General features: G+C 62.0%; 18 protein-coding genes and 2 pseudogenes. 10 read left to right on the top strand and 10 right to left on the bottom strand.

The annotated features are described in order from the left end of the window. The 3 genes from IVA87_RS16770 to IVA87_RS16780 all read right to left on the bottom strand — a co-directional run. Positions 1 to 660 (bottom strand): glutathione S-transferase family protein (locus IVA87_RS16770; RefSeq protein WP_247334272.1); only part of this gene is annotated, 660 nt, incomplete at its 3' end. A gap of 153 nt (positions 661 to 813) precedes the next feature. Next, positions 814 to 1,974, bottom strand: coding sequence for a Cmx/CmrA family chloramphenicol efflux MFS transporter (locus IVA87_RS16775; protein ID WP_247334274.1), 1,161 nt, complete (start codon positions 1,972 to 1,974; stop codon positions 814 to 816). A 22-nt stretch (positions 1,975 to 1,996) separates the two neighbouring features. Continuing rightward, positions 1,997 to 2,734 (bottom strand): glucose 1-dehydrogenase, encoded by a 738-nt coding sequence (locus IVA87_RS16780; RefSeq protein ID WP_247334512.1) that lies wholly within the window; start codon positions 2,732 to 2,734, stop codon positions 1,997 to 1,999. Between the two features lie 127 nt (positions 2,735 to 2,861). Here IVA87_RS16780 and IVA87_RS16785 point away from each other — a divergent pair, with 127 nt between their 5' ends. Then, entirely contained in the window at positions 2,862 to 3,779 is a 918-nt protein-coding gene (locus IVA87_RS16785; protein ID WP_247334275.1) for a LysR family transcriptional regulator, read from the top strand. 453 nt (positions 3,780 to 4,232) lie between these two features. Here the strand turns inward: IVA87_RS16785 and IVA87_RS16790 are convergent. Further along, positions 4,233 to 4,955, bottom strand: a pseudogene (locus tag IVA87_RS16790) (aldo/keto reductase); the annotation flags it as partial. On the opposite strand from IVA87_RS16790, the pseudogene IVA87_RS16795 reads away from it, so the two are divergent. Both IVA87_RS16795 and IVA87_RS16800 read left to right on the top strand, forming a co-directional pair. Then, a pseudogene (locus tag IVA87_RS16795) lies at positions 4,866 to 5,426 on the top strand (LysR substrate-binding domain-containing protein); the annotation flags it as partial. The pseudogenes IVA87_RS16790 and IVA87_RS16795 overlap by 90 nt on opposite strands. 253 nt (positions 5,427 to 5,679) lie before the next feature. Beyond that, the gene (locus IVA87_RS16800; protein WP_247334276.1) at positions 5,680 to 7,236 is read left to right on the top strand and encodes an ISL3 family transposase; all 1,557 of its coding nucleotides are present in this window, start codon (positions 5,680 to 5,682) and stop codon (positions 7,234 to 7,236) included. Between the two features lie 763 nt (positions 7,237 to 7,999). Here IVA87_RS16800 and IVA87_RS16810 read toward each other — a convergent pair. From IVA87_RS16810 to IVA87_RS16820, 3 genes are all read right to left on the bottom strand, one after another. After that, positions 8,000 to 8,428, bottom strand: coding sequence for a heme-binding protein (locus IVA87_RS16810; RefSeq protein WP_247334277.1), 429 nt, complete (start codon positions 8,426 to 8,428; stop codon positions 8,000 to 8,002). After that, positions 8,421 to 11,396, bottom strand: a complete 2,976-nt coding sequence (locus IVA87_RS16815) for an FAD-binding and (Fe-S)-binding domain-containing protein (RefSeq protein WP_247334278.1) — start codon at positions 11,394 to 11,396, stop codon at positions 8,421 to 8,423. Before IVA87_RS16815 ends, IVA87_RS16810 begins: the two co-directional genes overlap by 8 nt. A 106-nt stretch (positions 11,397 to 11,502) precedes the next feature. Next, positions 11,503 to 12,240, bottom strand: coding sequence for a GntR family transcriptional regulator (locus IVA87_RS16820; RefSeq protein ID WP_247334279.1), 738 nt, complete (start codon positions 12,238 to 12,240; stop codon positions 11,503 to 11,505). A 134-nt stretch (positions 12,241 to 12,374) separates the two neighbouring features. Here IVA87_RS16820 and IVA87_RS16825 point away from each other — a divergent pair, with 134 nt between their 5' ends. The 6 genes from IVA87_RS16825 (at position 12,375) to IVA87_RS16850 (ending at position 19,128) form a co-directional block, all read left to right on the top strand. Beyond that, positions 12,375 to 13,577 carry an alanine--glyoxylate aminotransferase family protein gene (locus tag IVA87_RS16825; RefSeq protein ID WP_247334280.1) on the top strand — a complete coding sequence of 401 codons (1,203 nt, stop codon included), beginning with the start codon at positions 12,375 to 12,377 and terminating at the stop codon, positions 13,575 to 13,577. 141 nt (positions 13,578 to 13,718) lie between these two features. Then, positions 13,719 to 14,918: an aminotransferase class V-fold PLP-dependent enzyme gene (locus IVA87_RS16830; RefSeq protein WP_247334281.1), complete on the top strand. Its 1,200-nt coding sequence runs from the start codon at positions 13,719 to 13,721 to the stop codon at positions 14,916 to 14,918. Positions 14,919 to 14,948: 30 nt separating this feature from the next. Beyond that, on the top strand, positions 14,949 to 15,743 hold the full coding sequence (locus IVA87_RS16835) for an enoyl-CoA hydratase/isomerase family protein (protein WP_247334282.1): 795 nt from the start codon (positions 14,949 to 14,951) through the stop codon (positions 15,741 to 15,743). Between the two features lie 133 nt (positions 15,744 to 15,876). Then, complete coding sequence (locus IVA87_RS16840; protein ID WP_247334284.1) at positions 15,877 to 16,872, top strand: tripartite tricarboxylate transporter substrate-binding protein; 996 nt, start codon at positions 15,877 to 15,879, stop codon at positions 16,870 to 16,872. A 178-nt stretch (positions 16,873 to 17,050) separates the two neighbouring features. Next, a complete protein-coding gene (locus IVA87_RS16845) occupies positions 17,051 to 17,593 on the top strand; it encodes a tripartite tricarboxylate transporter TctB family protein (protein WP_247334286.1) in 543 nt (180 codons plus the stop codon). Positions 17,594 to 17,604: 11 nt separating this feature from the next. Further along, positions 17,605 to 19,128, top strand: a complete 1,524-nt coding sequence (locus tag IVA87_RS16850) for a tripartite tricarboxylate transporter permease (RefSeq protein WP_247334288.1) — start codon at positions 17,605 to 17,607, stop codon at positions 19,126 to 19,128. Positions 19,129 to 19,213: 85 nt separating this feature from the next. Here IVA87_RS16850 and IVA87_RS16855 read toward each other — a convergent pair whose 3' ends face one another. After that, entirely contained in the window at positions 19,214 to 20,407 is a 1,194-nt protein-coding gene (locus IVA87_RS16855; protein ID WP_247334290.1) for a CoA transferase, read from the bottom strand. Positions 20,408 to 20,539: 132 nt separating this feature from the next. Beyond that, positions 20,540 to 20,842 carry a hypothetical protein gene (locus IVA87_RS16860; RefSeq protein WP_247334292.1) on the bottom strand — a complete coding sequence of 101 codons (303 nt, stop codon included), beginning with the start codon at positions 20,840 to 20,842 and terminating at the stop codon, positions 20,540 to 20,542. A gap of 199 nt (positions 20,843 to 21,041) precedes the next feature. On the opposite strand from IVA87_RS16860, the gene IVA87_RS16865 reads away from it, so the two are divergent. Next, positions 21,042 to 23,783, top strand: coding sequence for a M10 family metallopeptidase C-terminal domain-containing protein (locus IVA87_RS16865; RefSeq protein WP_247334294.1), 2,742 nt, complete (start codon positions 21,042 to 21,044; stop codon positions 23,781 to 23,783). 84 nt (positions 23,784 to 23,867) lie between these two features. On the opposite strand, the gene IVA87_RS16870 is transcribed toward IVA87_RS16865, so the two are convergent. Next, on the bottom strand, positions 23,868 to 24,974 hold the full coding sequence (locus IVA87_RS16870) for an acyltransferase (protein WP_247334295.1): 1,107 nt from the start codon (positions 24,972 to 24,974) through the stop codon (positions 23,868 to 23,870). Between the last annotated feature and the right edge of the window lie 569 nt (positions 24,975 to 25,543).

The raw sequence follows: 25,543 nt of genomic DNA on the forward strand, positions 1-25,543 counted from the left end.
GACCAGCTCCGACGACCCGAGCGCTCCCAGCAGAGCACGCCGATCAAAGGGGTCCCTTTTGGATGCCGATAGGGGGTCCCAGTCGAACGCCGATTGACAGGCGAGGTTGGGATACTGATCGAGGAAGTTTGCACCGGCTGGTCTCCGCAGCACGTTGACCATCAACAAATCGCCAGCGCTGAAATCGCCGTCCAGCCAGTCGTAATCGCGCAGCCAATCAGAAAGTTGTCCCAACCGGACACGGACGCGCTCGTCGAGCAGGGGCAGGCGTTCTGAATACCAGGACTTATCTTTCTCCGTAAGGATGAACGCCTCCCGCTCGACAATGGGTGCCTGGACCGTCGTCAGCGCGGCGAACATCCACGCTTTGGCGCGCGCGCGGGTGTTCGCGTCGCCAGTAAGCAGACCCGGATGCCTCTCGGCGATGTGGAGTACGATCGCGCCGGATTCGAACAGCGCAAGGCCGCTTTCCTCGTAGGTGGGGATTTGCCCGAACGGGTGAATGGCGAGATGGGCCGGTTCCTTGATAGCCTTGAACGATACCAGCCGAACTTTGTAGGGCTGACGCACTTCCTCAAGAGCCCAGCGAACCGCCATATCCCGCGCCAGCCCGCGGCCGCGGTCTGGCGCGCTTTCAAAAGCGGTGATGATGGGAATCATGTCAGCCTCCAGAGGATACTTCCGACCTGCTCGCATAGATGTCGTGGTCCATATCGCCAAGTGAAAAATGACTCGCGCTACGGAGAACCTCAATCGCACGCTGAAGGTGCCAGTCCGACCGAAGATCTCTGAACAGTCTGGATCATACTATTGCTATGCGAACCACTGCTGGCTCACCTTCATGCGCCACGTCAATACGCTTGCGAGAAGAGCGGCTGTTGCAAGCGCCACGCCGACGAAGATCGGCGCAATATAGCCATGACCTGCAATTAAGGCGCCGCCCAATAAGGGCCCTAGGGTATTGCCAACGTTGAAAGCCGATATATTTGCGGCGCTCGAAAGCGTGGGCGCCGCCTTTGCTTCGCGCATGACTTGCGCCTGGAGCGCTGGATTAATGGCAAATGCGGAGATTCCGTAGGCAAATATCGCCATCGTCATCGCCACCGGATTTCGCGTCGCCACCGCCAGTACTCCGGTCATTGCGCCAAGCAGGACCAATCCGAGCATAAGATTGAGCTCGAGAAAGCGATCGGCCAAACGCCCGCCGATGAAGCTGCCGATACAGGTGCCCACGCCAAAAACGACCAGCAATGGAGGCACGGCCCCAGACGGAAGATGTGCGACCTCCGTCAGCAATGGGGAGATGTAGCTGAAGACGGCGAACAGAGCGGCCTGACTGAGGGCGGTGGTCAAGATGGCAGTCCACAAGGCCAGTTTGCTGAATGGTTTGAACTCCGAGCGCAGGTCCGACCAGCCCGCCAGTGCCGACGCCCTGGATGGGACTTTCCAGGCGACGCCGGCCAGCGCGACCGCCGAAAGCACCGCGACTACCCAGAAAGCTCCGCGCCATCCCCATTGCTCACCAATGAATGCCCCTGCGGGTACACCTGCGATATTGGCGATGGTCAATCCGCCGAACATCACCGCGATGGCGCGAGCCCGCCGATCCTCGTTCACCAAATCGACTGCCTCAACCGCGCCAATCGCGAAGAAAGGACCGAAGGCGAGGGCCGTCAGAATGCGGGCGCTCATGAGCCAGCCGTAGGTCTGCGCGCTGGCAGCGAGGATTTGGCCAGCCGTGAAGACGGCAAGGAGCACCAAGAGCGCGATCTTGCGTCGCAGCCGTAACCCCAGGATACTCAGAGGCGGTGCGCCAATTGCAACGGCGAGAGCGAATGCAGAAATCAGTAGACCCGCCGAAGCGATCGACACGTCAAATTCGCGGGCCAGGTGCGGCAGGAGCCCCGAGATCATGAACTCGGTCGTGCCAAGACAAAAAATGCTCAAGCCGAGGATGTAAACTGCAGCAGGCATCTCTGGTCCTTTCGCTCATGCGTCAGCTAAGGCCGCCGTCCGCGCGAATGGTTCGTCCATTCACCCAGCGCGCTTCATCCGAGGCCAGAAACGCGATGACATCCGCGATATCCTCAGGCAGGCCGATCCGACCGAGCGGTGTCGCCTTCGCAAACGAAGCCTTCTTCTCCGGCGGCATCTTCGCCGTCATGTCGGTTTCCGTGACGGCCGGCGCGACGGCATTGACGGTGATGCTTCGGGGGCCAAGCTCAATAGCGAGTGCGTGGGTCAGGACAGAGACCGCTGCCTTGCTTGCAGCATAGAGCCCCGTCCCGTCCCGCGGAGCGTACATGCGGGCCGAAGCGATGTTGATGATGCGACCGCCGCTTGCCGGGAAATGCGGGAGCGCTGCCTGGGTAATCTGGATCATGCCCCAGACATTCGCATTGAACTGCCGAGTGTACAGGTCAAAACCCACCTCGCTGAGAGGCTTCGCCGTGAAGATCCCTGCATTGTTGACTAGGATGTCGATGCGGCCGAACGCGGATACCACGCGATCCATCATGGTATCCACAGAAGCGCGGTTCTCGGCCGAAGTCTGCAACGCCGTTGCCGTGCCGCCCGAGCGCCGGATCGCTTCCACTGTCGCTTCTGCGCTCGAACGATTCTCTTGATAGGTGACTGCGACGCGAGCTCCATGCGTGGCAAGCTTCTTGGCGGTCGCCGCACCGATGCCTCGCGATCCCCCAGTGACCAAAGCGACCTTGTCCGTAAGTTCCATGATCCAACTCCTCGGTTGCGATGAGCGGTCTCGGAGATGGAGACGGAAACTATCGTGTGTAATACGGTGGAGTCTGAAAGCATCTTTTAGGTTCACTTAAAGGTTGGCGATGGATCGACTGAGCAGCATGAATGTCTTTCTGCGGGTTATTGAGAGGGGCAGCCTCTCGGCGGCCGGGAGGGAGCTTGGGCTCTCGCCAGCGGCCATAAGCAACCAGATCCGCTCGCTAGAAGACTGGCTCGGAACTCGTCTGCTGAATCGTACGACCCGGCAATTGACGCTGACTGAGGCCGGAGAGGCCTTTCGTGACCGGTGCGAGACCATCCTGTCTCAAGTGAGCGAAGCGGAAGCAGCTGCCGCCGCCCTACAGGGGGCGCCCCGAGGTCTATTGCGCCTTACAGCGCCGACGACCTTCGCCATCCGGTACCTCGGACCAGTCGTCGCCGCCTATCTCGCACGCTTCCCTGAGGTGCAGATCGACATGGTTCTCAATGACCGCGTCGTCGATCTGATCGAAGAGGGATTCGATCTAGCGATCCGGATCGGAGAGCTCACGGACTCGAACCTTATTGCCCGACAGATCGCCCCAAGCAGGTTCGCCGTCTGCGCGGCGCCGAGCTATCTCGAACGATGCGGAGAGCCCTCGCGCCCCTCGGAATTGGCCGATCACCATTGCCTCGAATATTCATTGCGGACTCCGGCGGGCCGTTGGCTCTTTGCTGGACCCGAAGGGCAGCATTCAACCGTTTCGATTAGCGGTCGCCTTCGCGCCACGAATGGTGATCTCCTGCGAAGCGCGGCAGTCGAGGGCCTGGGAATTACGCTCGCGCCAACATTTATCGTCGGCGAGGACATCAAGTCCGGGCGGCTCGTGCCGTTGCTGCAGGGGTATGAGGTCAAGCCTGCAGCCATATTTGCTGTGCGTTCGCCAGGTCGCAACCCGCCACTCAAGGTTCGAAGCTTCATCGACTTCTTGATTGAGTGGTTCAGTCCGACGCCTGATTGGGATTGCTGGCAAGCTGCGGGGCAAGCCGCGCGCTCCTGAGCGCAGGCCCACTTCCGCGCCAGATCGAGATGGTTGCGGCATATTCTGTCCAGCCACATTGCCTGGTACACCGCCGGTGCTCGCCACCCGACTATGAAACATGACACGATCGCCGAAAGGTAGCAGCTGCACACACGTGATAGTGCCCACGCCCGATGCCACGAATCTTCCCTGGGGCCTAAATCAGCTTCATACCGTGAAGCCGCGCGATGGCTGAGATCAACGGGATCTCAGCCGAGGCTTAATGGATACCCGCCATGCAGGGCGAAACGCGGCTGGATCGGTGCAACGACTCGATCAAAGAATCACTCCTCCCAAAAGGCGAATGCCTCTCCTCGGATGGGTTGAACCGCAGCGAAGTCAATGTGACCAATCTGCGAGTTCGACAATTCTCGTCCAACAGCTCGACGGCGACGTCGCATATTGGGATGCTAGTAGCAAGGCTCTTTGCGATCACCCATTCACTAGCGCCAATGCTTCGTCAGTGTAACGATTGCCCATCACCTTGTCGGGTGAGAGTGCGTCTCCAATGGCGGAGAGCTCGGCCGCGCTCAGTTTGATGCCGGCGGCTGCTGTATTCTCCTCGAGATGGGGGATTTTCCGCGCGCCGGGGATCGGCACGATTAAGTCGCCCTGGTGCAGGACCCAAGCCAGCGACAGTTGTGCCGCTGTTACACCCTTCTCGGCCGCCATCTCGTGCAGCATCGTGAGGAGCGCATTGTTGGCCGCCATGGCGTCGGCCTGGAAGCGGGGTAGAGTGTGGCGCCAGTCGTCGGGACCGAGGACGTCGGGCTTGCTGATCGCGCCGGTCAGCAGGCCGCGGCCGAGCGGGCTGTAGGGAACGAAGCCGATGCCGAGCTCGCGGCAGAAGGCGAACACGTCTTCTTCCGGCTCGCGGCTCCACAGCGAGTATTCACTCTGTACCGCGGCGATCGGGTGCACCGCGTGGGCGCGGCGGATGGTTGCCGCACTTGGCTCCGAGAGGCCGAGCGCCCGCACCTTGCCTTCGCGCACCAGTTCGGCCATGGCGCCGACGGTATCCTCGATAGGCACGGTGGGGTCGACGCGATGCTGGTAGTAGAGTCCGCCTTTGCCGCATCCCATCCCGACATCGTGCTGGAGATCGTCATCGAGGATCGCTTCACTGACGTGGTCGAAGCCGGTTTCGATGCCGGCGTTCGGCTCGGCGAGAGCCTCCAGCGCGACATGATCGCGGTGCGGATCGGACCGGACATCCGCGGCGCGGTGGTTGGTGCGCCGTCCTACTTCAAATCCGCACCGACGCCGCGCCACCCCCACGATCTTGCCGCCCATCGCTGCCTGCGCTTCCGGTTCGCCAGCGGCATCCTCTATCGCTGGGAGTTCGCCAAGGACGGGGAGGAGATCGATATCGTTGCGCAAGGGCCGCTGATCCTCGATGAGGACCAACTGATTGTGCAAGCCGCCATTGATGGCGCCGGACTCGCTTTCGTGTTTGAGGACTATGTCCGCGCGCACCTTGCCGACGGCCGGCTGGTCCGGGTGCTGGAGGATTGGTGTCCGTCCTTCGATGGCTTCTTTGTGTACTATCCGAGCCGCCGCCAGGTGCGGCCTGCGCTAAGGGCGTTTGTGGATTTCTTCAAGCTGAGCGAACATCCGCAAATATAATTAGCGGGATTCGTTTGGATCATTCGGGAGTGCAACCGCAGCCGGAAGTCACAACAAACCTCGCTCAGAAGTGGATTCCGCAGTCATCTGTAAATAAGCGCCGAACTTTGCAACATTGCCCCATTTGCAGTGAACACTTCGTGTTGGTTCAATGAGTTCGGCTGTGGCGGCCGGGGGTCACCCCTTCGGCTCTGACTCACTTTTGATGCAGTTTGGGGGATGTCTGGCGCTTTGATTGGGGAGAATCAGCGCGATGCAGCAAGCACTCCACCGCTCCAGTCTGGTGCCGCGTGGGTTTGTTGTAGAGAGTGCGTACTACGAGGGTGATAAGGCCATTGTTGTGGTCCGGGCGTCCGGAAGCGTTGGTCTGTGCCCATCGTGCGGAACGGTTTCGCGACGTGTTCATAGCCGCTATCGACGCCGCGTGACCGATCTTCCACTCGCGGGGCGGATCGTCCAGCTCCTGGTAATCGCCCGCCGCTTCCGCTGCGATGCCGTCCTGTGCGGGCGCCAAATCTTCACTGAGCGCTTCGCCGAGGGGATACTGGCTCCATCAGCGCGACGCACGGCGAGGTTGGACTCTATTGTCCATCACCTTGGTCTGGCGCTTGGTGGTCGACCGGCGGCAGGCTTCGCAAAACGGCTGATGCTGCCGGTGAGCAAAGACACGCTCCTGCGCGTGGTCCGACGCCGTAGCCGTCCGCCGGCCGACCCGCTCAGGGTTATTGGCATTGATGATTGGGCCTGGCGGCGCAATCACCGATACGCCAGCATCATCTGCAACCTGGAAAAGCGTCGGATTGTCACGCTGCTGCCGGATCGGGAGCCCGCAACCGCCCAAGCGTGGCTCGCTGCTCATCCCACGATCGCGATCGTCGCCCGTGACCGTGGTGGAGGATATGGCGAAGCCGCAGCAAAGGCCTTGCCGCACGCGGTGCAGGTGGCAGATCGTTGGCATCTGATGGAGAACGCCAGTCGAGCCTTTCTCGACGCCGTCCGCAAATCGATGCAACCGATACGCACCGTGATTGGCGCGACCACGATCGATCCCAAGCTGCTCACAGCCGCCGAGCGCCTCCAATATGATGGCTATCTGCGCCGCGAGGAGACCAATGCGGCCATCCTGGCTCTGTCGAAGAACGGCATACCGATAAAGCAGATCGTGCGCCGGACTGGCCATAGTAGGAAGCTGGTGCGGCAGGTCATCCGCGGCGAACGCCATGATGTCTTCCGGACCCGGCAGAGCTCACTCGATCAGCATCTGCCATGGCTCGACGATCAGTGGGCGGCCGGCTGTCGAAACGGCGCTGAACTTTGGCGCCGCCTGGCGGCCCGTGGTTCCCGAGGCTCGCTCCGCGTCATCAGCGAGTGGGCGACCCGTAGACGACGGGCTGAAAAGGCCGACGTAGAAAACCTGCAGCGGATTCCGTCAGCCAGAACGATCGCACGCCTCATGACAGTCGGGCGGGATATACTCACGAAAGCGGAGACCGTCACGGTCGCGGCGATCGAAGCTGGCGTACCAGCCCTGGTCGAGGCGCGCGAGATCATCGCTGAATTCCACTTGATGATCCGGCGCAAAACTGAGGAGGGGCTCATCCCATGGATCGAGCGCGCCCGCGCCAGTCTCGTCGCCTCGTTCGCCAGCGGCGTTGCGAAAGATGAAGCGGCGGTTAGGGCCGCAATCACTTCGCTCTGGTCCAACGGACAGACTGAAGGTCAGATCACGCGCCTCAAGCTCGTCAAACGTCAAATGTACGGTCGCGGGAAAATCGATTTGCTTCAAGCTAGACTAATCGGCGCAGAATAATCGGAGCTGCACCAAAAATACGTCAGAGCCAATTTTGGCCGCGCAGGGCGAAATCCATGACGAAAAAAATTTCAGGCCCTTCAAAATTTCCGAAGCGAACGTCGGGGTTGTGCGGCTGGGAACCTATGCAAGGGATAATAGGGTCGTTCTTGTCCATGGCGCCGCGGCAGGAGAACGCCGCAACGAAATCGCAACGAATTGGAAGAAACGACCGTGAACGAAACAGGACGGAGTTGCCCGCCAGCTTACAAAAATCAACAACTTAGAAGATGTTCACTGCGTTCGGGACGCAGGGGGCGGAGGTTTAAATCCGCTCGCTCCGCCCATTTTTTTCAATGTCCAGCGACATGCGATCTTCACCTTGGCATCTGCGTCTGCCTTGAAACCATGACCACGAGGCAAGCGGGCAAGCGCGGCCTGATCAGGCCTTCGCGTCCAACGCACCGACGGTCGCGAGCTGAAACTTTAGCGTCGAACTTCGTGCCAGCGGACTTGTTGAAAGTTGATAGAGCCAGCTGCGAGAACGCGTTCCAGTCCGATCGCGCGAGGCGATAGCCCGTTTCATGGTCTTGGCGAAAGGTCGTGGCGGCAGGCATTGAGCATGATCAGTCGAAGCTGCCTTGTAGGCGCGACGGCGAACAGCCATGCTCAAGCCCCACCGTCTCGTCGAGAACGTCACAGCCGGTCTCTCGGATCGCATCGATAGGGATCAGCGACCAGCATCCGGATTAGCTGTCTTCTTTTGTCATTCGGCCGGTGAGTCCTAGCCTGCATTCGCCTTCAACCCCGCCGCCTGGATGCCCGCGACCGCGCAGGCCTCGTCATTGTCGGAGGTGTCGCCGGAGACACCGACGGCGCCGAAAAGCGTCGTGCCATCCATGATCAGCACGCCGCCGGGGACCGGCACCAATGCGCCCTTGGCGATCGTGTTCACCGCGTCGATAAAAAAGGCCTGCTCCTGCGCGCGTTGGAATAAGGCGCGCGAACCCATCCCCATCGCGAGCGCACCATAGGCCTTGCCGTGCGCGATCTCGCCGCGCATCAGGCTGGTGCCGTCTTGCGCGGCGGCGAGCTTGAGCACGCCGCGCGCGTCCAGGATGGTGACGACCAGCGGCTTCAGCTTGAGCTCGCCGGCCTTCGCGAATGCGGCGTCGAGAATTTTGCGGGCGGTGTCGAGGGTGAGCTCAGCCATGGCTGGTTTCCTTTGTAGCTGGAGAACTGGAATTGGGTCCGGCGCGATCGAGGCTCATGGCCAGCACCCGCGCGACGTGAAGGGCCTCGCGCCCCGCACCGTCGTGGATCTGGTGCCGGCAGGAGGTGCCGTCCGCGACGACCAGTGTAGTTTGGTCCGCGCGCCGCACGGCCGGCAGCAGTGACAGCTCGGCCATCTCGATCGAGGCATCGTAAGTGTCGGCACCGTAGCCGAACGCGCCGGCCATGCCGCAGCAGCTCGATTCGATGATCTCGACCGCAAGGCCGGGGACGAGGCGCAGCACCTGCTCGACCGGCTTGAAGGCGCCGAAAGATTTTTGGTGGCAATGGCCGTGCACAATGGCTTTGTCGGCCAGGTTACCGAGCGGCAGTTGCAGCCGTCCGGCCTCGGCCTCGCGCACCAGAAATTCCTCGAAGGTCAGCGCGTGGGCACCGACCGCCTTGGCGTCGTTGCCCTTGCGTAACGAGGCGAGCTCATCACGGAGCGTCAAGAGGCAGCTCGGCTCTAGACCTATGATCGGCACGCCGCGCGCGGCGAAGGGCGCGAAGGTCGCCACCAGACGATCGAGTTCGGCCTTGGCCTCGTCGACGAGACCGGCTGACAGGAACGTGCGGCCGCAGCATAGCGGACGGCTGCCGTTCGACGGCTTCGGCAGATGCACGCGATAGCCTCCGGCCGCAAACACGCGCAGGGCAGCTTCGAGATTTTCGCGCTCATAGATGCGGTTGAACGTATCGGCGAGCAGAACCACTTCGCGGCCGCTCTCCGGTCCCACGTTGTCAGCCGGCGGCACGAACACATCGTTGCGGAAGGCGGGCAGGGCACGGCGCGCGCTGACGCCGGCAAAGCGCTCGAACAGTTTTCGCAAGAGCGGGCTGCTGTTGCGCAAATTCGCTAGCAGCGCGAAACGGGATGCAAGGCCGGCATAGCGCGGGAGGTAGCCGACCAAGCGGTCGCGCAACGTGAGGCCATGGGACTCCGCGCGCGCGGCCAGCACTTCGATTTTCATCTTGGCCATGTCGACGCCGGTCGGGCATTCGTGGCGGCAGGCCTTGCAGGAGACGCAGAGTTTTAGCGTTTCCATCATCTCGTCGGAGGAGAGCGCATTGGGGCCGAGCTGGCCGGAGATCGCGAGCCGCAACGTATTGGCGCGGCCCCGCGTGACGTCCTTCTCGTTGCGTGTCGTGCGGTAGGACGGGCACATCACGCCGCCCTCGAGCTTGCGGCAGGCGCCGTTGTTGTTGCACATCTCGACCGCGCCCTGGAAACCACCGCCGGCGCCGGGATAGGCGGACCAGTCGAGCCTGGTCTTCAGCTCGCCGATCCGATAGTCGGGCGGGTAGCGGAACAGCCAGCGGTCGTCCATCCTGGGCGCATCGACGATCTTGCCGGGATTGAGCACGCCGTCGGGATCGAAGCGCTGCTTCACTTCCTTGAAGTCGGCGACGAGGCGCTCACCGAACATGGTTTCGTGGAATTCGGAGCGCACTAGGCCGTCGCCATGCTCGCCGGAATGCGAGCCCTTGTATTCGCGCACCAGCGCAAACGCCTCTTCGGCGATGGCGCGCATCGCCTTGACGTCCTTCTCCAACTTGAGATTCAGCACGGGCCGCACATGCAGGCAGCCTTCGGATGCATGCGCATACATGGTGCCGCTGGTGCCATGCTTGGCAAACACCTCGTTCAGCCGTGCGGTGTAGTCGGCGAGGTGTGGCAGCGGCACGGCGCAGTCCTCGACGAAGGAGACCGGCTTGTCCTCCTGCTTCATCGACATCATGACGTTGAGGCCGGCGGCGCGGAAATCGGCGATGCCGCTCTGGAGCGCCGGCTCCGTGATCTCGACCACTCCGCCCCATTTGCGCTTGTCGTTGTTCCAGCCGAAGCCGAGATCGCCCATCAGCTCGCCGAGCTGCTTGAGGCGCGCCAGATTGTCCGCCTGGTCTTCCTCGGCGAATTCGACCACCAGCACGGCGTCTGGATCGCCCTTGATCGCGGCGGAGATGATCGGCTTGAACATCGCGATGTCGCGGCCGAGCGCGATCATGGTGCGATCGACCAGCTCGACTGCGATCGGCTTGAGCTTGACCAGATGCTGGGCCGCATCCATCGCTTCGTAGAAACTGCCGAAATGGCAGACGCCGAGCGCCTTGTTGCGGATCACAGGCCACAGCTTCAGCTCAACCTTGGTGGTGAAGGCCAGCGTGCCCTCGGAGCCAACCAGGAGATGCGCCATGTTGTTGGGTGCATTGCGCGGCACCAGCGCATCGAGATTGTAGCCGCCGACGCGGCGCTGCACCTTGGGAAAGCGCGCGGCGATCTCCTCGGCCTCGCGGGCGCCGAGATCGAGCATGTCGCGGAACAGGGCCCGTGTGCTGTCGCCGGCCTCGACATCGGAGAGATCGCGCGAGACCTCGCCGAAACGGCTCAGCGTGCCGTCGGCAAGGGCGGCCTCCATCGACAGCGTGTTGTCGCGCATGGTGCCGTAGCGCAAGCTTCGGCCGCCGCACGAATTGTTGCCGGCCATGCCGCCGATGGTGGCGCGCGAGGCTGTGGAGACGTCCACCGGAAACCACAGGCCGTGCTTTCTAAGCTGGCGGTTGAGATCGTCCAGCACGATGCCGGGTTCGACCACGCAGGTGCGGCCCTCGACGTCGAGCGACAGGATCCGGTTCAGATGCTTGGAGAGGTCGACCACGAGCCCGCCATTGACGGTCTGGCCGCATTGCGAGGTGCCGCCGCCGCGCGGGGTGACTTTGTGTCCCTCGTCCCGGGCAATGGCCAGCGACAGCAAGGCCTCGTCCATGGTCTTGGGCACGACTACGCCGGCGGGCATGATCTGATAGAACGAAGCATCGGTCGCGTAGCGGCCGCGGCTGAAACCGTCGAACAGGACGTCGCCGGTCATTTCCGCGCGCAGGCGCCGTTCGAGCGAGGAAACGTTTGTCATCCCTGATCCCGGACCGATCCAGCGAGGTGGCCCAGCCTTGCTGAGTTCTTCATTATGTTTCGTGTTCGATTATATTGTGAATTCAAAATGAGCAACCCGGCCGTCTTCAGGACGAGACCGGCGCGTCCTCTCGGGGCTCGGTCAGGTGCTCGATCGCGGCCGCCCGCTTGTTGCGCAGGTGCTGGAACAGGATGTCGCTGAGCTCGCTCGCGGCGCGGCGGCGCAGCGCATCGAGAATGGCCTCGTGCTCGCGCATGGCCTCCGCCCAGCGCTGCCGCTTGCGGGCGAAATTGGCGGAGTAGCGGACGCGCCGGATCCGGCCGGCGAAGTTGGCGTAAGCCGCCTTCAGCGTCTCGTTGCGCGCGGCCGCGACGATGCTCTCATGGATGCGCTGGTTAGCCTGGAAATAGCCGTGCATGTCGCGATGCAGATAGCTTCCGTACATCTCGTAATGCAGCTGCTCGATCGCGGTGATCTCCGCGTCGGTAATGGCTTCGCAGGCGAGGCGCCCGGCGAGGCTCTCCAGTCCCGCCATCACGTCGAACAACTCCTCGAGGTCGCGCTGGCTGAGCTGGCGCACCCGCGCGCCGCGGTTGGGCAAAAGTTCGATCAGCCCCTCGGCAGCGAGCACTTTCAAGGCTTCGCGCAGGGGCGTGCGGGAGATTCCGAGCATCTCGCAAAGCTGCCGCTCGGGAACGCGACCGCCTTCCGGAATGTTGCCCTCGACCACGTAATCGCGCAGCCGCAGCAGGATCTCGCCATGAAGCGAGGCCTCCTGGCGATCGCCGCCATTTAGGCTGGGCGGGGTAATCGGAACCCCGGTGTCGGGAATCGTGGATTTCATTTGCAGCACAGTAGTTTGCCTGTTCCGTCGCGTCGACGGTCACAATCGAATACCAAAATTCGATTGAAAGGACAAAGAATGAATGCAAAGTAGCCGACGGGGGCCGTCGAGAGCCCGCCGACCGGGAGGTTTCCATGCATCAGGGACGCCATTTCCTCCAGATTCCAGGCCCGAGCCCGGTCCCCGAGCGCGTGCTGCGCGCGATGGACATGCCCGTCATCGACCACCGCAGCGCTGAATTCGCCGAGCTCGGCCAGGGCGTGCTTGAAGGCAGTCAGAAGATTTTCCAGACCAAAGCTCCCGTCGTGATCTTCCCCTCGTCGGGGACCGGCGCCTGGGAGGCCGCGATCGTCAACACGCTGTCGCCGGGCGACAAGGTGCTGATGGTCGAGACCGGCCATTTCGCCACGCTGTGGCGGCAGATGGCCCGGCGCTTCGGCATCGACGTCGATTTCGTTCCGGGCGACTGGCGCCGCGGCGCCGATCCCGCCGTGATCGAGGCCAGGCTCACCGATGACACCGCGCATGCGATCAAGGCCGTCATGGTCGTGCACAACGAGACATCGACCGGTGCGACCAGCCGCATCGCCGAGATCCGCGCCGCGATCGATCGCGCCTCGCATCCGGCGCTTCTGATGGTCGACACCATCTCCTCGCTCGGCTCGGTCGACTACCGCCACGACGAGTGGAAGGTCGATGTCAGCGTCAGCTGCTCGCAGAAGGGATTTATGCTGCCGCCCGGTCTCGGCTTCAACGCGATCTCGGAAAAGGCCCGTGCTGCGTCAAAGACCAACAGGATGCCGCGCTCCTATTTCGACTGGGAGGAGATGCTCAAGCCCAACGCGAAAGGCTTCTTCCCCTACACGCCGGCGACCAATCTGCTCTACGGCCTGCGCGAGGCGATCGCGATGCTTCTCGAAGAGGGTCTCGACAACGTGTTCGCTCGCCACCAGCGGCTGGCTGCTGCGACGCGCGCTGCCGTCAAGCACTGGGGCCTTGAGATCCTCTGCCAGGAGCCGGCCGAGTACTCGCCGGTGCTCACGGCCGTGCTGATGCCGCCGGGACATGATGCCGACCAGTTCCGGAAAGTGGTGCTCGACAATTACAACATGTCGCTGGGCTCCGGCCTGTCGAAGGTCGCCGGAAAGGTTTTCCGCATCGGCCATCTCGGCGAATGCAACGCCCTGACGCTGCTCGGCGCGCTCACCGGCGTCGAGATGGGCTTGTCGGTTGCGGGCGTGCCGCATCGCGCCGGCGGCGTCGAAGTCGCGATGAAGCTCTTGGAGCAGCGCCCGCAGGGCAATGCATCGCCGCATCTGAAGGTCGTCGGCACGTAAAGTGGTCGCGGTGAAAGAGGATGGTATCCGAGGGCAGGTCGGCCCGTTATGCACGGACGGACCCTCTTGGAGGAGGGGACAAGCCGGTCAAATGGTGCTATTCGGCGCCCACCAACCAAGGCTAGACCGGGAAGGACGCCGATGACCGTGCATACTGGAAGGCATTTCTTACAGATTCCAGGACCGACCAATGTGCCCGACCGGGTGCTGCGCGCGATGGACATGCCGACCCTGGACCATCGCGGTCCGGAGTTCGCCGAGCTCGGTTTTGCGGTCCTCGCCTCGATGCAGCGGGTGTTTCGCACCCAGCAACCCGTGATCATCTTCCCCTCGTCCGGCACCGGCGCCTGGGAAGCGGCGATGGTCAACGTGTTCGCGCCCGGCGACAAGGTTTTGATGTGCGAGACCGGCCAGTTCGCCGTGCTGTGGCGCGGCATCGCCGACAAGTTCAAGCTCGACGTCGACTTCATTCCGAGCGACTGGCGTCATGGCGCCGATCTCGCCGAGATCGAGAAGCGTCTTGCCGCTGACAAGCAGCACGCGATCAAGGCGGTCTGTGTCGTGCACAACGAGACGTCGACCGGCTGCGCGACGCCGCCGCTCGACGTGCGCAAGATTCTCGACCGCACAAAACATCCGGCGCTGCTGATGGTCGACACCATCTCCGGCCTCGGCTCGATGGAATACGAGCACGATGCCTGGGGCATCGACGTCTCCGTCGCCGGCTCGCAGAAGGGTCTGATGCTGCCGCCGGGGCTCGGCTTCAACGCCGTCTCGGAGAAAGCGCTCGCGGTGGCGAAGGCCAACCCCGGCATGCGCTCCTACTGGGACTGGCAGGAGGTCATCAGCTTCAACAAGCTCGGCACCTTTCCCTACACGCCCGCAACCAACCTGCTCTACGGCTTGCGCGAAGCGGTCAAGATGCTGGAAGAGGAGGGGCTGGAGAACGTCTGGAGCCGCCACAAGCGTCACAGCGCGGCGACGCGTGCCGCGGTCAAGGTCTGGGGCCTTGAGACACAGTGCGCCGACCCTGCCGCGCATTCGCCGGCGCTGACCGGCGTTCGCGTGCCGGAAGGACACGACGCCGACGCCTTCCGCAAGGTGGTGCTGGAGAACTTCGATATGTCGCTCGGCACCGGCCTGAACAAGGTCAAAGGCAAGGTGTTCCGCATCGGCCATATCGGCCATTTCAACGATCTGATGCTGATGGGCACGCTCGCCGGCGTCGAGATGGGCCTCGATCTTGCAAAGATCCCGCACCGGAGCGGCGGCGTCCTGGCGGCCATGGACGTCCTGAAGGGACGCGAAATGGTGCCGATGGCAAAGGCCCAGGTGGCTTGATCCATCCAACCTGAAGAAGAAGTGAGCGCGATGAACGCACCAACTGCCAACGAAGACCTGCTCTACTCCGTCCAGGACGGCATCGCGCGGATCACCTTCAACCGCCCGCAGGCACGCAACGCCATGACCTTCGCCATGTATGACCGCATGGCGGAGATCTGCCAGAAGATCAACGCCGATCGTTCGATCAAGGCCTTGATCCTGACCGGCGCGGGCGACAAGGCGTTTGCCTCCGGTACCGATATCTCGCAGTTCCGCGCCTTCAAGTCCGCGCAGGACGCGCTCGACTACGAGGCCCGCATCGACCGCGTGCTCGGCACGCTCGAGCAGTGCCGCGTGCCCGTGATCGCTGCGATCGCGGGAGCTTGCACCGGCGGCGGCGCCGGGATCGCGGCCTGCTGCGATCTCCGCATCGGCACCGAGACGACGCGGATCGGCTTTCCGATCGCGCGCACGCTCGGCAATTGCCTGTCGATGTCGAACATCAGCCGCGTCGTCGCGCTGGTTGGTCCCGCCCGCACCAAGGATTTGATCTTCAAGGCGCGCCTCGTCGAGGCGCCGGAAGCCCTCGCGCTCGGCCTGCTCAACGAGGTCGTGCCCGACGTCGAGACGTTGCAGCGCCGCGCCGACGAGACGGCGAAGCTCGTCGCCAGCCACGCGCCGCTGACGCTGGAAGCGACCAAGGAAGCGGTGCGCCGTATCCGCCGCACGCTGTCGCGCGAAGAGGGCGAGGACCTTATCCTGAAGGCCTATATGAGCGAGGATTTCCGCGAGGGCATGGACGCCTTCCTCAACAAGCGTACGCCGAACTGGAAGGGCAGGTAAAGTCTCATGAGCTTTCGGCTTGGTCAGTCGAAAGTCATATGCGCTGAATTGCCCGCCTGCTTGAACTCGTCGGTATTACTCCGCACAATGCAAGGATAGAACTTTTCCGCACTACAACAAAAAACATCAGGGGATGAAACTCGTGCGAATTCCAGTAAAGGCCGTTGGCGCTGCGACGGCGCTGTTGTTGAGCACGCCGGCCTTCGCCGGCTGGGAACCGGCTAAGCCAGTCGAGATCGTGGTCGCGGCGGGCGCGGGTGGCGCCTCCGACCAAATGGCGCGGATGATGCAGGCTGCGATCCAGAAGAACAATCTGATGAAGCAGCCGATGGTCGTCTCGCTCAAGGGCGGCGCATCGGGCGCGGAAGCGCTGATGTACATGAAGTCCAGCGAGGGCGATCCGAACAAGGTGCTGATCGCCTATTCGCTGATCTACATGCTGCCGCTGTCGGCGAAGATCCCCTTCAACTGGCGCGAGCTGACCCCGGTCTCAGTCATCGCGCTCGACCAATTCGTGCTGTGGGACAACAGCGCAGGTCCCAAGACTGTGAAGGAGTTCGTCGCAGCCGCGAAGGCGGCTAGCTCGCCGTTCAAGATGGGCGGCACCGGCTCCAAGCGTGAGGATCACGTGCTGACCGTTTTTCTCGAGCAGAAGACCGGCGCGAAATTCTCCTATTTGCCTTACAAGTCCGGCGGCGAGGCGGCGACCCAGTTGGTCGGCAACCACACCGAAGCCAATGTCAACAACCCCTCCGAAAATCTCGAAGTCTGGCGCGCGGGCCAGGTGCGTCCGCTCTGCGTGTTCGACAAGGAGCGCATCGCCTACACCACCAAGGTGACCGAGACGCAGTCCTGGGCCGACATCCCGACCTGCAAGGAGGAGGGCGTCGACGTCCAGTACCTGATGCTGCGCGCGATGTTCCTGCCCGGAAAGGTCACCCCGGAGCAGCAGGCGTTCTATGTCGATCTCTTCCACAAGGTGACACAGACTGCCGAGTACAAGGATTATATGGAGAAGCAGGCCCTGAAGCCGATCTTCCTCACCGGCAAGGACATGGTGCAGTTCCTCGAGGAGGACGATGCCATCAACAAGGCGCTGATGACGGAAGCCGGATTCGTCGCGAAGTAGCTGCTTGTCACCTCGCCCCGCTTGCGGGGAGAGGTCGGATTTGCATCGAAGGCGCGATCCGGGTGAGGGGGACTCTCCGCGAGAGTAACTCTCACTGGCTCCGCGGAGACTCCCCTCACCGACCCTCTGCCCGCAAGCGGCGAGAGGGGAAATTGAACGCACTCCGTCCGTGACAGTAATGTCCCAAACCGATCTTGAAATCGTCGTCGAGGATCCGACCGCGCCTGAGGACGACTCCCCCTCCGTCGTTTCCTCCGGCACGATCGAGATCGTCGTCTGCCTCATGCTGCTGGCCCTTGCCGTCACGCTCGGCTACGACAATTGGCGCACTGGTGCAGCCTGGGATGCGACAGGGCCCGAGCCCGGCTATTTCCCGTTCTATCTCTGCGTGATCCTCGGCGGCGGCAGCCTCTACGGCCTGATCGTCGCGCTCCTCGCGCACCGCGCGGCGCGCGAGACCTTTGTCACGCGGGCGCAAGCCCGCCGCGTGATGGCAGTGTTCGTGCCGACGCTGCTGTTCTGCCTGTTGACCCAATTCCTCGGCCTCTATGTCGCGAGCTTCCTCCTGATCTCCGGCTTCATGCGCTTCGTCGGCAAGATCGCGCTGTGGAAGTCGCTGCTCACCGCCTTCGTGTTCACGGCGGTCATGTTCGTCACCTTCGACATCGCCTTCGACGTCATCATGCCGAAAGGGCCGCTCGAAGCGGCCCTCGGGCGCTAGGGCGGATCGCGATGGAAGCGTTTGGTCTCCTGATTCACGGCTTCGCGGTCCTGCTGACGTGGAAGACAGTTGTGCTGATGCTGGTCGGGCTGGTGCTCGGCATCTTCGTCGGCGTGCTGCCGGGGCTCGGCGGCCCTAACGGCGTTGCGATCCTGTTGCCGCTCACCTTCACGATGGATCCGACCTCGGCGATCGTGATGCTGTCCTGCATCTACTGGGGCGCGCTGTTCGGCGGCGCGATCACCTCGATCCTGTTCAACATTCCCGGCGAGGCCTGGTCGGTCGCAACCACCTTCGACGGCTATCCGATGGCGCAGCAGGGAAGGGCAGCGGAGGCGCTGACCGCGGCGTTCACGTCCTCCTTCATCGGCTCGCTGGTCGCGGTGCTCTTGATCACCTTCCTCGCGCCAATGATCTCGTCCTTTGCGCTGAAGTTCGGCCCGCCCGAGTTCTTTGCGGTGTATCTATTGACCTTCTGCTCCTTCGTCGGCCTCGGGCGCGAAGCCAAGCACAAGACCGTCATCTCGATGTCGCTGGGTCTCCTGCTCGCCGGGGTCGGTATGGATACGGTCTCGGGCAATCTGCGCATGACCTTCGGCTCGGCCGAGCTTTTGCGCGGCATCAACTTCCTGGTCGCGGTCATCGGCCTGTTCGGCATCAGCGAAATCCTGCTGACGATGGAGGAACGGCTGGCGCTGCGCGGGCATGCGGCGAGCATCTCGCTCCGCGTCGTGCTCAGCGTCTGGAAGGACCTGCCGAAATATTGGATGACTCTGCTGCGCTCGTCCTTCATCGGCTGCTGGCTCGGCATTACCCCCGGCGGCGCGATCGCGGCGTCCTTCATGGGCTACAACCTCGCCAAGCGCTTCGCCAAGAATCCCGAGGGTTTCGGCAAGGGTCGCATCGAGGGCGTGTTCGCGCCGGAGACGGCGGCACACGCGTCCGGCACCTCGGCGCTGCTGCCGATGCTGGCGCTCGGCATTCCCGGATCCGGCACCGCGGCCATCCTGCTCGGCGGGTTGATGGTGTGGGGGCTCAATCCCGGCCCGCTGCTGTTCGTCGAGCACAAGGATTTCGTCTGGGGCCTGATCGCCTCGATGTATCTCGGCAACGTCGTCGGCCTCGTGCTGGTGCTGACGACGGTGCCGATCTTCGCCTCGATCCTGCGCGTGCCGTTCGCCGCGGTGGCGCCGATGATCGTGGTGTCGTGCGCGATCGGCGCCTATGCGATCCAGAATGCGATGTTCGACATCTGGCTGATGCTCGGCTTCGGAATCGTCGGCTACGTCTTCAAAAAGATCGGCATTCCCCTGGCGCCGTTCACGCTGGCGCTCGTGCTCGGCAACCGCGCCGAGGATGCCTTCCGCCTGTCCATGATCGGCTCCGGCGGGACCTTGAAGGTGTTTTGGTCCAACGGCCTGGTGGGCTCCATCACGACGCTGGCGGTCGTGCTGCTGTTCTGGCCTGTTATCGACGGTCTGTTCGGCCGCGTCGGTTGGCGGCAGCAAGGCAAACGGCTGCCCGACGAAAAGTGAATTAGGTTGGGGATTAGTTTTGTTGTGTCGTAAAGCAGAATGCGGCCTTGTGCCGTGCTTTGTCGTTGGGCACGGCGCGTGACGTTCACACCACCTTGGCGTCCCTGAGCTTGGCAATCTCGTCGCCACCGAAGCCGAACTCCCTCAGCACCTCGTCAGTCTGCTCGCCGAATTCCGGCGGCCGCGCCACCATCTTGCTCGGCGTGCGCGACAGCGTCACAGGCTGGCCGACCAGGCGGATGTGGCGGTCCTCGTCGTTCGGCACGTCCTGCGCGATGCCAAGATGCTTGACCTGCGCGTCCTCGAACATCTGGTCGATGGCATAGATCGGCCCGCAGGGCACGCCGGCATCGTTGAGCTCACGGACCCAGGTCTCGGTCGACTTTGTCACGGTCCGCTTCTCGATCTCGGCGTTGAGCGCGTCGCGGTTCCTGGAGCGCGCAGGGGCCGTCGCGTAGTCGGGATTGCTGACGAGCTCCGGCGCGCCGATCGCCTGGGCGCAGCGCTCCCAGATTCGCCCGCCCGTGGTCGCGATGTTGATGTAGCCGTCCGAGGTCCTGAACACGCCGGTCGGGATGCTGGTCGGGTGATTGTTGCCGGCCTGCTTGGCCACGTCCTTCTCCATCAGCCAGCGCGCGGCTTGGAAGTCGAGCATGAAGATCTGAGCCTGGAGCAGCGAGGTCTGCACCCACTGGCCCTTGCCGGAGACCTCGCGCTCGAGCAGCGCGGTGAGAATGCCCATGGCACAGAACAGGCCCGCCGTGAGGTCGGCGACGGGAATGCCGACCCGCATCGGTCCTCCGCCCGGCGCGCCGGTGATCGACATCAGGCCGCCCATGCCCTGCGCGATCTGATCGAAGCCCGGCCGCTTGTGATAGGGGCCGTCCTGGCCGAACCCGGAAATGCTGCCATAGACGATGCGCGGGTTGATCGCGGCGAGGCTCTCATAGTCGATGCCGAGCTTCTTCTTCACGTCGGGGCGGAAATTCTCGACCACGACGTCGGCCTTCGCGGCAAGGCGCTTGAACACGGCGAGCCCGCGCTCGTCTTTCAGGTTCAGCGTCATCGCCCGTTTGTTACGGTGCAAATTCTGGAAGTCGGAACCCCGCCGGGGTCCGCCCGGCTGCTCGCCACCGGCATCCTCAGTCAGCGCGTCGATCTTGATGACATTGGCGCCCCAATCCGCGAGCTGCCGCACGCAGGTCGGCCCGGAGCGGACCCGGGTCAGATCGAGCACGGTGAAGCGCGACAGGGCTTCCGAGGCATGCGGAAAGGGCATCGTGAAAGGGCTCCGGGACAGATTGCGGTGGCTACCATAGTGTCGTAAGACCTTGCGACAAGTCTGGGTCGGCGCGGATGCCGCCTGCCGAAATGCCATGGCTGGCGCGGTTTGCTGCGCTGCGTGACGGGATCAGCGCGACAGGCGCTTCAGTTCGGCGCGCGCCTTCTCGGCCAACGGGTCATCGCCGTGGCGCGCAATGAAGAGTTCGAACGCCTCCCGCGTTCCTTCCCGGCGGGCGATTTCGTATTCCTCGGCCACCGCAACGGCAGGATCGCGAGCCATTGGCATGGAGGGCGAGCGGCCGGCCTTGCTGCCGTCTTCCGCGTTGGCCTTTTCTACCATCACGAGCAGTCCTCCGAAGGGCGCATGATCGAATGTGGCGAGCGCTGCCAGGGCGCCGAACAGTCCGGCCGCAAATGAGCGTCGTGTCATGAAACCCCTGCAAATCATGGGTGCCGCATGGAACTGAGGTTCCTGCTTGTGCCCGTATGAGTACGGGATTTAATGGCTAACGGCGCATTATAAAAGAAGTCCGGGTGCCCTTGCCCAATTAAACCAAACGTTCAACTGTCTCGCTAATCATGCGTTAACGCCTCGAATCGGACGGGGCTTGCTGCTTCGGAGATTCGCTTTGGCAACCGCAGTCACGGTCACCAAGACCAACAACGCCGATATCGATGGTCTGCTGTCGGGCTACAAATGGTCCGGCGCGATCACCTATAGTTTCCCGGATTCGTCCAGCGACTACGCCAATCCGTACACCGGCGGCAGCAGCGAGCCGACCACGTCGGGCTTCGCCTCGGCGCCGACCCAGATGCAGGCGGCGATCAACTACGCCATCGGATTGATCAACGGCTACACCAACGCCAATATCCAATACGCAGGCACGAACGGCGCCGACATCATGATCGCCCAGTCGCCGTCGGCCAATCCGACCTCCTACGCCTACTATCCCGGCAATTATGCCTCCGGCGGCGACATCTGGTTCGGGACTCAATACAACTACTCGCTCGCCAAGCTTGGCAACTACTATTTCACGACCGCGCTCCACGAGCTTGGCCATGCCGTCGGCCTCAAGCACAGCCAGGAGACCGGTGGTCCGGCCAACGTCGCAGTGCCGACCGCGCACGACGACAGCGAATATACCGTCATGAGCTATCGCAGCTATGTCGGCGCTTCCACCACGAGCGGATACACCAATGAGGCCTACGGATATCCGCAGACCTACATGGCCAACGACATCCTCGCGCTGCAGACGATGTACGGCGCGAACTTCACGACCCGGAGCAGCAACACGGTCTACACCTGGAGCCCGACCACGGGGCAGGAGTTCATCAATGGCGTCGGGCAGCTCGCGCCGGGCGACGGCGTCGGCGGTTCGGCCAATCGCATTTATGAGACAGTCTGGGACGGGGGCGGCGTCGATACTTACGACCTGTCGAACTACACGACGAACCTGAGCATCAATCTTAACCCCGGCGCGTCGTCGGTATTCTCCTCCGTCCAACTGGCCTATCTCGGCGACGGCCATTACGCATCGGGCAATGTCTACAACGCCTATCTCTATAACGGCGACGCGCGCTCCTACATCGATAACGCCATCGGCGGCTCTGGCAATGACACGATCTTGGGCAACGCCATCGCCAACGCGCTGAACGGCGGGGGCGGCAACGACACGATCACCGGCGGTACGGGCAACGACACCATCAGTGGCGGCTCGGGCAGCGATACGGCCGTGTATTCGGGCAACCACTCCACCTATAGCTTCGCCTACAACAGCAGTTCGCAAATCTTTACGATTAGCGACCAGCGTTCCGGCTCTCCCGACGGTGCCGATACCGTTAACGGCGTGGAGTATTTCCAGTTTGCCGACACGACGATATCGAGTGCCGCTCTCTTGAGCTTGCTCACACCCCTTGTGATTGAATCCTTCGGAGCCACCAGCTTGGTCGTTGCCAACAACAACTACTATCTGGATCCCGCGTCCGGCGGGATTGGCCCCGTGCTGAAATATTCCGGTGCTGCAGTGACGGTGGGTCAGTTCGGCAGTTGGACTTTCGTTGGGGCAGAACAGACCGGTAGCGGTTTCGAAGTCGCGCTTCACCTGCCCGGGGCCGATCAATATACGGTCTGGAACACGGATGCGAATGGCAACGTCGTTGGCAATGCCGTGGGTGGCATCGTGGCAGGAACCAGTCAGGTTTTCGAGGCGCTCGAGACGAGCTTCCATCAGGATCTCAATGGCGATGCCACGATTGGGCTTCCGGACGCTGTGATCGAAGCCCTCGGCGCGACTAGCTTGGTGTTGACGAGCAATAATTACTATCTGAACCCCAGCTCCGGTGGAGCCGGTCCCGTGCTGAAATATTCTAGTGCTGTAGTGACGGTCGGCCAGTTCGGCAATTGGACGTTCATTGGCGCAGAACAGACCGGCAGCGGCTATGAAGTCGCGCTACATCTGCCGGGCGGTGATCAGTATACGGTCTGGAACACCGACGCGAACGGAAACGTGGTCTCCAATGCGGTGGGCGGCATCGTATCGGGCTCGAGTTCTGCACTCCAATCGCTCGAGCCGAGTTTCCACCAGGATCTCAATGGAGATGGCACCATTGGGGTCCCCACCAATGTGATCGAATCCTTCGGGTCGACGAGTCTCGTTCAGGCTGGAGTTAATTTCTACTTCAACCCTGTTTCGGGCGGGACGGGCCCGACGCTCAAATACTCCGGCTCTGTGGTAATGGCGGGCCAGTTCGGCAGCTGGACCTTTACCGGTGTAGAGCAGACGGCCAGCGGCTACGAGGTCGCGCTGCATCTGCCGGGAAGCGATCAGTATACGGTCTGGAACACCGACGCGAACGGCAACGTGGTCTCCAACGCAGTGGGAGGCATCGTCTCGGGTTCGAGTTCTGCACTCCAATCGCTCGAGCCGAGTTTCCATCAGGACCTCAATGGCGATGGCGTCATAGTGAGCTCGGCTTCAGCGGGCACCGCGGTGATAGAGACGTTGGGATCGACGAGTCTCGTTCAGGCTGGAGATAATTTCTACTTCAACCCTGTTCCCGGCGGGGCAGGCCCGGCGCTCAAATACTCCGGTGCGGTGGTAACTGCGGGTCAGTTCGGCAGCTGGAACTTTACTGGAGTGGAGCAGACGGCCAGCGGCTACGAAGTCGCGCTGCATCTGCAAGGCAGTGATCAGTATACGGTCTGGAATACCGACGCGAACGGCAACGTAGTCTCCAACGCAGTAGGCGGCATCGTCTCGGGCTCAAACGCGACCCTCAAATCGCTGGAACCGAGCTTCCATCAGGATCTCAATGGCGACGGCGTAGTAGGAGCGACTTCTTCGAGTGCAGAGTGGCATTTGCTCGCTTGAACGCTTGAACGGTCCGCAAGAGAACTTCCGACGATGCGCAGAAGAGCCGCTTGTCAGGACGTCCTCAGAGCCCTTAGACGAATGTCAGCGAGCATGTTGCGAGCCGACCTTGCTCCACGAGGAATTGGTCGCCGCGATCAATCTCTTCGCCAGACGTCTGTGCTGCTTTTCCCCAATTTCGGCGAGCCCAACCGCGATTGCATTGGACGCCGTGACTGCAAGGACAAACATCGCAAAGCCTCTGGTCGGGAAAATGACCCAAAGCGCATACATCAGCGTGTAGTGGATCAGGTACAGCGAATATGAATAATCTGCCAAAAAGCCGATGCATCTGACCAAAGATGTCGATGTGACCTGATGAAGGGACTGTGTTGCAGCTGTTACCCCAAAGAAGGCTGCGAACAGGGCAAAATATGAGATCAAATTGTATTCGTGGCCACCACGGGTGATCGCGACAAAGACCACGCATCCCAGGATTCCAACGATCGCCGCGGGAGCGCGCTCGCGTATAGATGTTAGGCCGATGAAATAGACCAGCGCGCCTAAGAGCCAGAGGATGAACAAGCCAAAGCCCACCCCATCCTCTTGATAGGATCCGAAAACGTAGTGGATCGGATTTGAACTGAAGATGAGTGCCAGTGGCAGCATAAAGGGAATGGACTTCGGACGTGTCGCCGCAAAAAACGTCGCGCCCACGAACATGTAAATGTGCCATTCGATCGCCAAAGTCCAAAGAGGACTGGCCGATCCAAATTCGGAGTGCGCGAGCGAAGACGCGAAAGCTCCACGATAGCCGGTCAGCATACCGAGATTTGCGAGCAGGGTCTGCAAATCATAGTAGCGTGCGATATCCGGAGCGCCGGCCCAATAGATCGTTATTCCGTCGACAAGTACAACAAGTAAGAGGGCGGGAATAAGCCCAGAATAGATCCGCGAAAATCGCTCAATAAAAAATTGGGTAAATCCATAAGTCGGATTATTCGATTTGCGCGCCAAGGTGTGTGTGATCAGAAAGCCAGAAATTAGGAAGAACAGGAGAACACCGACGTTCTGCATATACGGCAGGTTTGACGGATGCCAGTTCAAAAAAAACGACAGGGCATGGCCCACGCACACCAGTTGCGCAGCGAGAGCTCGAAGGAAGTCAATCGTTATCGCAGTATCGTTCTTCGAACGATCAAGATCAAACATGCGAAGCTCAGGAGCATAGTGAAGATCGGGAGGACATTTTTGAGGTGGTTAGCATAGGCCTATCTCGCAGTCTATGAAGACTGATTGCGGTCGGCGCGGCGAGATCGTCGTCGTGGCGACAGCGATGATGCGCCAAGTTACGTGCTGCATGATGACCGTGAATTGGTTCGCGCCCGGCACATGGCTCAGGTGTTTGCGGCAGCTTGGAAGCTGAGCACTTGTTCCATCCGCGTCGAGCCGTCCATAGAGTGATCGCAAGAAGGCAAGGCGGCGGCCAGTCTAGTAATCATCATCCCTGCCGTCTGTGAGGAGCTCTAAGCGGCGATCAGACGTGTCGGGCGGATCGTTGACTGGAAGGATGCGGCCTGACCGGCAGGCACATTGACGCACTCAGAAGGCCAACGGGCTTGCGGGAGCCGGTGTGTGTCACGCTGTCGACGCTTGCTGGCTGCTAGCGGAAGATTACGACGCTGAGGGAGGAAAACTAGCAAGTGCAGTAGCGAAGTGAAGGCGGGCTGGCCGGCATAACGTTCAGAAAGAGATCGCCCGATCTGTTGCGGACCTTGGTG

Source organism: Bradyrhizobium sp. 147 (assembly GCF_023073935.1).
Classification (GTDB): Bacteria; Pseudomonadota; Alphaproteobacteria; order Rhizobiales; family Xanthobacteraceae; genus Bradyrhizobium.